This window comes from Sorangium sp. So ce693 (assembly GCF_051521375.1).
GTDB lineage: Bacteria > Myxococcota_A > Polyangia > Polyangiales > Polyangiaceae > Sorangium > Sorangium atrum.
On record NZ_CP150347.1, the window covers coordinates 10,340,650 to 10,348,815 of the forward strand.

Below are 8,166 nucleotides of genomic sequence, written 5' to 3' on the forward strand. Positions count from 1 at the left end.
GACATGCGCGCCAGCCAAGCTGCAGGCGACCCGGCGCAGAAAACTTGGCCCGGTATCCCGATTCCTGAGCAAACCCGCGCTGCGTGGATTTCCGCGACATGCCGCCCGAGCTCCTCCTGGCCGTGGCCGGCGCGGCGCTCTCCTTCGGGCTGGTCCAGACGCTCCGGCTCGCGTGGAGGCGCGCATCGCTGCGGCGCCGGCTCTCGCGGTGCCGGGAGCAGGGCGCCGCGGGAGAGGCCCGCGCCGAGGCGCTCCTCCGCGAGCTCGGCTACACCATCGTCGGCCGGCAGGTGGCGGTCTCGTACGGAGTCCACATCGACGGCGAGCCGGTCAGCGTCGGGCTCCGCGCCGACTACCTCGTGGCGCACGGTCCCAGGCGGTATGTCGCCGAGGTGAAGACGGGCCGGCTCGCGCCGCGCATCGACACGCCCGCGACGCGGCGGCAGCTGCTCGAGTACCGCGTCGCGTTCGATGTCGACGGCGTGCTCCTGGTCGACGCGGAGTCCCGGCGGGTGCGGTCGGTGGTGTTCCCGCTGCCCGCCGGCGCCGCGGCCGCGTCACCGTACGGCGCGCGCCTCGCGTGGGTCCTGGCGGCGGTCGTGGGGGGCCTCGTCGCGGCGATGGCCGCGCGCTCCGCGTGGTGACGCGGGCGCGCGGCGGGCCAGAGCGCGGCTCACGGAAGGCGCGCGGCGCGGCGCGCGAGGTTGCGAGGTTGCGAGGTTCACTGACGGCTCGCGGCGCGCGCCAAGGGGAAGCCTACGGGCGGCTCGCGGCGCGGCGCGCGCGGCGCCTGCGGCCGGCGAGCAGCAGGAGACCGAGCCCGAGCAGGCCGACCCTGGCCGGCGAGGCCTCCGAGGTCGCGCCCGCGCGGCACGCGCAGGACGCGTCGGGCTTGTTGCCGCCCGTGCCGCCGCTCGCGCCGCCGGAGCCGGCGCCAGAGCCGGAGCCAGAGCCGGAGCCGGTGGTCAGATCCACCGGATCGTCGAGCCCCACGTCGGGTCCGACCGGCCCTCCGCTCGCGGCGGAGGCGGCGCCGCCGTGGACCACGGGCTCGCCGCAGACCCCGTTGACGCACGGCGCATTGCCGGGGCAGATGGCGCCCGCGCACGCGTCAGCGCAGCTCCCGGCGACGCAGACCTGCCCGTCAGCGCACGTCTTGCCCTCGCAGCCGGTGTCGACGCAACGGCCGTCCGCCGCGCACACCTTGCCGGTGGGGCAGGTGCGGCAACCGCAGTTGGACTGGCAGATGCCGCGCTCGCAGACCGCGCCGTCCTCGCACTCGATGTGGGCGCAGAGATCCACGCACCGCCCGAGCTGGCACTCCTGGTTCGCGGGGCAGACGACGCCGTCGCACCCGCCCACGCAGTTGCCGCCGACGCAGATCTGGCCGCCGGTGCACTCCTTGCCGACGCACGCCTGCTCCACGCAGAAGCCGTTGTCGCAGACGAGGCCGGCGTCACAGACGACCTCGCCGCGCCCGCAGTACGGCACGCACGACCCGCGGTTGCACACGAAGCCCTCGTCGCAGAGCCCCTCGCCGTTGTCGACCTCGCCGTCGCAGTCGTTGTCGATGTTGTCGCAGGTCTCTTTCTGCTCCCCGGGCTCGAGCACGGGCAGGCACTCGACCTCGCCCTCGGTCGCGCAGCCCGTCCTGCCCACGGCGCACGCGCCTTGCAGGCCGGTGTCGCAGATCTCGCCGCCGCCTTTGCAGGTCACGCCCGTGATGTAGTAGACGAAATCGTTGAAATCGCCGTCGTTCTCGTACCCGCCCTGGCTCCCCTTCCAGCTCGTCGCGGTCACGGGCAGGTCCTCGAAGGCGACATAGAACGCGTCGGGCTCGGCGGTCGACGTGTAGATCAGCGTCGTCACCCACGGCGCGTTCGGCGTGCAGCTCGTGCAGACGGTGTTCAGCTCACGCTGCGAGAACTTCGTCTGGGTGCAGTAGGTGCCCGCCTTGCCGATCAGCGCGAAGCCGACCAGGCCGCCCTGGTACCGCGCGTCGTTCCGGATGTCCGCCGCCGAGAACTGCCGCGGTGTCCAGTCGTGCTGCCCCGCCTGGGTGGTCTCCATCGTGGCCAGCGGGCAGAAATCGTTGTCCTCGCACCGGAACGCCGTCGAGGTGTCCGCGGGGATCAGCTCGTAGATCTGGTTGTCCGGCGGGCGCGTGCCGCTCGCGTTCGCGTTGTACCAGCCGAACGCGACCTTGCATCCGCCCCCGCGCAGCACGAGCTCTCCCGAGAACCCGCAGAGCGGCGAGAAGACACCTGGCTCCGTGCTCGCGTCGGCCACGGGATCGATGTCCTCCCCCCGGTACCCGAAGAGCCCATCGAGCGTGACGGCATCCCTGGGGAAACCCCGGCCCGTCACGAGGTTAATCTCGTTGGCGCTGACCGCCGTGGGCAAGCGCGTGCCATCCAGCTGCGTCACAGCAGCGCTCGCGGGCACGGCCCCCGCGAGCGGGGCAAGCGAGAGGAACAAGGAAAAGGCGGCTCGAGCCGCGCGGCGGCGAGGCGTCATGAAATAAGGTGTTTGCGGCATGAACACCACTCTACACCTCCCGAGGAGGCCAGGGTGGATGAGATGACACATCTCCACGCCGCCAGAATTATGCAGCACAGGTGTTCCTGCGTCGCAGCGCGCATCCGTTTTGACGCACGCCGTCACCACGACGCATGGAGTTGATCTGACGTTGAGCCGACCGTCAGCGTATTCCGACGCCGCTCCACTTCGCGCCTGGACAGGCCTCCTCCGGGCGCCGAGCGACCGACTGCGGCGGAATCGTCGCAATGGCGAAATGGAAGAGCGGAGCAATGAAACGACGTCGCGCGCAACGAAACAACCAACGGCGCGGCCGACCAGCGCAGCGGCGCTCCCGGCCCGGGGTGTTGCCCGGGTGTGGTAGGCTCGCGCGCTCAGGCTGCGCGTTTCCACCGCCACCGTATGACCAAGAAATCGCTCCGCGTCTATTTCATCGCCCATCACGACGGCCGCTTCACCGGCATCCTCCTGCGCACGTGGGCATTCCTCTTCGATCGGCCGGCGCCGTCCGCCTATGGCGCCTCCGAGGACGACGTGCTGCGCGCGATCGAGGTCGAGCTCCACGCGCGGCTGGCCACGGACGAGGACGATCTCGATCGCTACCTGTGGGACGAGTCGTTCGAGGTCCGCTCGCTGGACGTCGACGTCCACCCGCAGACCACGGTCAAGCGGACCGCCGTCGTCGGCCGGCGCCAGATCCCGCTGCGGCTCACGTACCTCGCGAGCAAGCTCGCCGAGGGCGGAGTCCGCGTGATGCTCCCCCGCTTCGGCTGGTCCGTGGTCCTCGAGGATCTCTCGATTGCGCCCGACGTGCTCCGCCAGCTCGTCACGAGCGCGCTGCTCGGCGAGTCTCCGCGGTCGCTCTTCGATTTTCGCCGGGAGGGAGACGAGTACGTGCGCCCGTGGTCGCCGCGCCGGATGGAGCGCGCCGGGCGGAGCGCTCGGCGCCCGGAGGACGAGCGCCCCACGCTGCACGCCGTCTCCGAGGATCTCGTCGAGAAGGCCGCGCGCCAGCGGCTGCCGCTCGCGGTGGGCGAGTCCGAGGAGCTGGAGCAGGCGCTGCCGCTGTTCGACGTGGCGCACGCCGCGCCGCCGCCGTCGATCCTGCTGGTGGGCGGCCCGGGCGTCGGCAAGACGACCTGGGTCCACCGGCTGGCGCGGCGGTTCGCGGCGTGGCGAAGGGACAAGGCGCGCGCGAGCTCGCCGGGCCTGTTCAGCACGTCGGCCGATCGGCTCCTCGCCGGGATGATGTACCTCGGCATGTGGCAGGCGAGGTGCCTGAAGCTCGTGGGCGAGCTGTCGCACGAGGGGGATCTGCTCCACGTCGGCGCGCTCTTGCCGCTGCTCCGGCCGCAGCCGGACGGCGCGTCGATCGGCGACGTGTTCCTTCCGGCGCTCCGGACCGGCGAGGTGAGCCTCATCGCGGAGTGCACCGAGCCGGAGCTCGAGGCGTGCCAGCGCCGCGCGGCCTCGCTCGTGGCGTGCTTCCAGATCGTCCGGCTGCGCGAGCCGGATCCGGCCGCGGTGCCGGCGCTGCTCGCGGAGTACGAGGCGCGGAAGGACGCGCGCGTCCGGCTGCACCCGGCGGGCAAGAAGCGGCTGGTGCAGCACCTCGCGATGTTCCGGCGCGACGTGCTCTTCCCCGGCAAGGCGTTCCGCTTCTTCGACTGGCTCGCGCAGGAGGCCGGCGCCCGGGCCGGCGCGGAGGCGGAGGCGGCCGGAGCGGCGCCGGCGCGCGTGCTCTACCCGCGGGACGTGTCCGAGGCCTACGCGCGCCACTCGGGGCTGCCGATCGAGCTCATCGCCGACGAGATCCCCGCGAGCGCCGAGACCATCGCGCGCGGGCTGCAGCGGCGCGTGATCGGGCAGGACGAGGCGTGCGACACGGCGGCGCGGGTGCTGGCGCGCTTCAAGGCCGGAATGAACGACCCCGAGCGCCCGTGCGGCACGCTGCTGTTCGTGGGCCCGACCGGCGTGGGCAAGACGGAGCTCGCGAAGGAGCTCACGCGGGCCATGTTCGGCGACGAGGGGCGGATGATCCGGCTCGATATGAGCGAGTACAGGCTCCCGGGCTCGTCGGCGCGCCTGCTCGCGGCGGGGCCGGACGCGACGACGCTCGCGCAGCGGGTGCGGCAAGAGCCGCTGTCGCTCGTGCTCCTCGACGAGATCGAGAAGGCGCACCGCGAGGTGTTCGACCTCTTGCTCGCGATCCTCGGCGAGGGCCGGCTGACGGACGAGGACGGGCGCCACGTGGATTTCCGGATGGTGCTCATCGTGATGACCTCGAACCTCGGCGTCGCCGACCGGGCGCCCGTCGGCTTCGGCGGCGACGACGAGCGCGCCCTCGTCCCGGGCGCGCGGCGCGCGGCGCCGGCGGGCGTGCGCGAGCATTTCCGTCCGGAGTTCGTGAACCGCATCGACCACGTCGTGCAGTTCCGGGGCCTCGGGCGGGACAGCGTGCTCAAGATCGTCGATCTCGAGCTCGCCAAGGCCGAGGCGCGCACCGGGCTCGTGCGGCGCAACCTGAGGCTCCGTGTGCTGCCCGAGGCGCGATCCTTCCTGGCCGAGGCGGGGTTCGATCCGAGGCGCGGGGCACGGCCGCTGAAGCGGGTGATCGAGGAGCGGGTGATCACGCCGATCGCGGCGCGCATGGCGGAAGATCCCGGGTGCCGGGACAGGGAGATCGTGGTCGAGGGCGGGGGCGCGGGGCTCGAGGTGCGTTTCGGGTGACGAAGGGGGAGCCGCGGTCGGCCGGCGCTCAGCCCGCTTCGATGGGCGCCTCGGGCGCGGCCCCGGGCTCCTCGTGCAAAACGGCCCAGACGAACTCCGGGATGAGCGCGAGCGAGTGCGGGTCCTGAGTGACGCCGATGAGCCCGCTGATGAGCTCCAGGGAGTGCTCTTGGCCGTGCGCGTCGACGAGCCGCAGCGGCGCGCTCGTCAGCGCCGGCGGGAGCCGAGCGAACCCCGGCCCCTGCGGATCCGCCAGCGCGACGAGCGGGTTGCGCCGAGCATCTGCCGCCGTCCACCGCTCGAGCCAGTCGTCGAGGTGCGTATTCGGGATGAAGTGATCTGCGGGCCACGCGCGGAGGTAGGGGAAGAGCACGTGAATCCAGCCGGTGAGCTCGTCCGCGGCGTTCTCGTACCGGAAGAAGGCGCGCCAGAACGCCGGATCCGGAGGCTTTCGCCCCTCCGCCGAGGCGACGATCTGGTCCAGCACGGGCAGGAGCGCGCGGGCCCAGCGCTCCGCGCCGAGCGGGCCGAACGCCTCCGCGCGCTGCCGCACCGAGCGCCAGTCATCCGCCGTACCCATCAGGTAGATGCGCGGGATTCCGGGTCTCGGAAACACCATGTCCGCCGGGAAAGGCGGCTCCCACTCGAAGTGCGGCGCGAGCGGGGTTGTCACCGTGAGCTCCGAGGCCACCCGCTCGACCGGCCCTGTCGTCGAGAAGTCGGCTGTCAAGAGCTCCCTCAGCCCGCCGACCTGCGCGGCGGTCTGGGCGGATAGCTCCGAGAACGTGATGGGCCACGGGTTCACCTGGCCGAGGGTGAAATCAGGCCGCTCGAGCGTCAGCTCGAAATCGCGGTCCTCCCGGATGAACTTGCGCCGCTGCGCCTCGTTCGCCGCGATGTGGAGCGTGAGCCCCCGCGCCAGGCAGAGCCATATCACGTCGGGCGAGAGCACGAGCGGATAGCGCTGGGTGAACGCCATGTACGCTGCCTGGACGAGCGGGTGCACGTCCGTGCGCCCGACGAGCGGCAGGCGATGGCGGTAGGCGGCCTCGATGGGCGAGACGAGCAGGCTCTGCACCGAAGCTTCTTCGTCGAACGCGGGCAGGGGCGCCGTCGAAGGCGCGACCTCGGCAACGTCGATCGTCGTGACGCTCATAGCTCCTCGTCCTCCTGGCCCTGCGCGACGGCTTCATGGGCCAGCGCTGCCGTAGAAAGAACCTCGTACACAAGCGCGCCGCGCGAGACAACTCGCGCCGGCGGCAGCCGCGCAGCGGGCTCAACCTTGGAATCGCCTCGGCAGCACCTCGACCTCGTCGGACGCGCCGACGCACGGCCGTGCGCCAGATGCGTGAGCGGAGAGACAGCAAGCGCTCACCTAGAACGGAACATTCCAGTAAGACTGACACGCCCGTGCTTGCAATTGGAGCGCCAGGTTACCTGCTCGGCGGACCGACCGCAATCGCGAGGCTCGTCGTCGCGTCGCCCTGGATGCATGCGCGGATTCGGTCCCGGGGGAGCGCCACAATGGCGCGAAGGTGCGGGCATCTCCCGGTCCACAAGGCAGATCCGGAGAGATGCGCTGCTGGCCGAGCAGGGTGCATGGCACGGCATATCCCGCCTCCAGGCGAGGAGCTTGGCAGCGCATGAGTTTCGCGTCATTCATGGCGCATGCCCTCCTCGCGCAGCTCCTCGCGCAGCCCTTCGCGCAGCCCTTCGCCGTCGAAAGCCACAGGTGTCCGATCGGGGTTGCGCGCCCAGGTAAAGAGCGCGGGCAATTTCGCGCATCCCCTGACCGACGCAGGCAGCACGTCCAGCAGCGCAGCCGCGCCCAACGCCGTGAACCAGGCCGCGGCCCCCAGCCCGAGCCCGAAGCCAGACCCCTTCTCCGGCTGGGATCCCGTCACGCGGAAGAGCACCAGCCGCACGAGCTCACCCGGCCCGACGACCACTCCACACAATCCATCAGGGAGCCATTCCGGGAGCACGACGACCGGCAACAATAGCACCAATGTCGGTCGAGCACCCACCAGTGCGCCAAGCTCACCCACCGCGACACCGAGACCGCCGGTCTCCAGCGCCGGGAACCTGCAGGATCCGGTCAGGCCTCGATCCGCTGCTTCCGATGGCGGCCTCCCCAGGGGCTCCACCCAGCCTCAGACCACCGAGCCCACCATCAGGCCTCAATCCGCTGCTTCCGATGGCGGCCTCCCCAGGGGCTCCGCCCAGCCTCAGACCACCGAGCCCACCATCAGGCCTCAATCCGCCCCTTCCGATGGCGGCCTCCCCAGGGGCTCCGCCCAGCCTCAGACCACCGAGCCCACCATCAGGCCTCGATCCGCTGCTTCCGATGGCGGCCTCCCCAGGGGCTCCACCCAGCCTCAGCCCACCGAGCCCACCGTCAGGCCTCGATCCGCTGCTTCCGATGGCGGCCTCCCCAGGGGCTCCACCCAGCCTCAGACCACCGAGCCCACCGTCAGGCCTCAATCCGCCCCTTCCGATGGCGGCCTCCCCAAGGGCTCCACCCAGCCTCAGGCCACCGAGCCCACCATCAGGCCTCAATCCGCCTCTTCCGATGGCGGCCTCCCCAGGGGCTCCACCCAGCCTCAGACCACTGAGCCCACCGTCAGGCCTCAGTCCGCCCCTTCCGATGGCGGCCTCCCCAAGGGCTCCACCCAGCCTCAGACCACCGAGCCCACTGTCAGGCCTCAGTCCGCCCCTTCCGATGGCGGCCTCCCCAAGGGCTCCACCCAGCCTCAGACCACCGAGCCCACTGTCAGGCCTCAGTCCGCCCCTTCCGATGGCGGCCTTCCCAAGGGCTCCACGCAGCCCCAGACCACCGAGCCCACCGTCAGGCCTCAATCCGCCCCTTCCGATGGCGGCCTTCCCAAGGGCTCCACG

5 protein-coding genes are annotated in these 8,166 nt (G+C 71.6%); 2 read left to right on the plus strand and 3 right to left on the minus strand.

Annotated elements, in window-relative coordinates; all coding sequences use genetic code 11:
- Positions 1–98: 98 nt before the first annotated feature.
- On the plus strand, positions 99–644 hold the full coding sequence (locus tag WMF14_RS38625) for a hypothetical protein (protein WP_437794642.1): 546 nt from the start codon (positions 99–101) through the stop codon (positions 642–644).
- Positions 645–756: 112 nt separating this feature from the next.
- Here WMF14_RS38625 and WMF14_RS38630 read toward each other — a convergent pair whose 3' ends face one another.
- Entirely contained in the window at positions 757–2,478 is a 1,722-nt protein-coding gene (locus tag WMF14_RS38630) for a hypothetical protein (RefSeq protein WP_437794644.1), read from the minus strand.
- A 462-nt stretch (positions 2,479–2,940) separates the two neighbouring features.
- Between WMF14_RS38630 and WMF14_RS38635 the strand changes: the two genes are divergently transcribed.
- Positions 2,941–5,268: an AAA family ATPase gene (locus WMF14_RS38635; RefSeq protein WP_437794647.1), complete on the plus strand. Its 2,328-nt coding sequence runs from the start codon at positions 2,941–2,943 to the stop codon at positions 5,266–5,268.
- Positions 5,269–5,296: 28 nt separating this feature from the next.
- On the opposite strand, the gene WMF14_RS38640 is transcribed toward WMF14_RS38635, so the two are convergent.
- Together WMF14_RS38640 and WMF14_RS38645 are read right to left on the minus strand one after the other, a co-directional pair.
- A complete protein-coding gene (locus WMF14_RS38640; protein ID WP_437794650.1) occupies positions 5,297–6,424 on the minus strand; it encodes a DUF4419 domain-containing protein in 1,128 nt (375 codons plus the stop codon).
- 499 nt (positions 6,425–6,923) lie between these two features.
- Positions 6,924–7,217 (minus strand): hypothetical protein, encoded by a 294-nt coding sequence (locus WMF14_RS38645; RefSeq protein ID WP_437794653.1) that lies wholly within the window; start codon positions 7,215–7,217, stop codon positions 6,924–6,926.
- Positions 7,218–8,166 lie beyond the last annotated feature (949 nt).

Coding starts and splice junctions, on each gene's coding strand:
- WMF14_RS38625 (WP_437794642.1), top strand. CDS start 99: ATGCCGCCCGAGCTCCTCCTGGCCGTGGCCGGCGCGGCGCTCTCCTTC.
- WMF14_RS38640 (WP_437794650.1), bottom strand. CDS start 6,424: ATGAGCGTCACGACGATCGACGTTGCCGAGGTCGCGCCTTCGACGGCG.
- WMF14_RS38635 (WP_437794647.1), top strand. CDS start 2,941: ATGACCAAGAAATCGCTCCGCGTCTATTTCATCGCCCATCACGACGGC.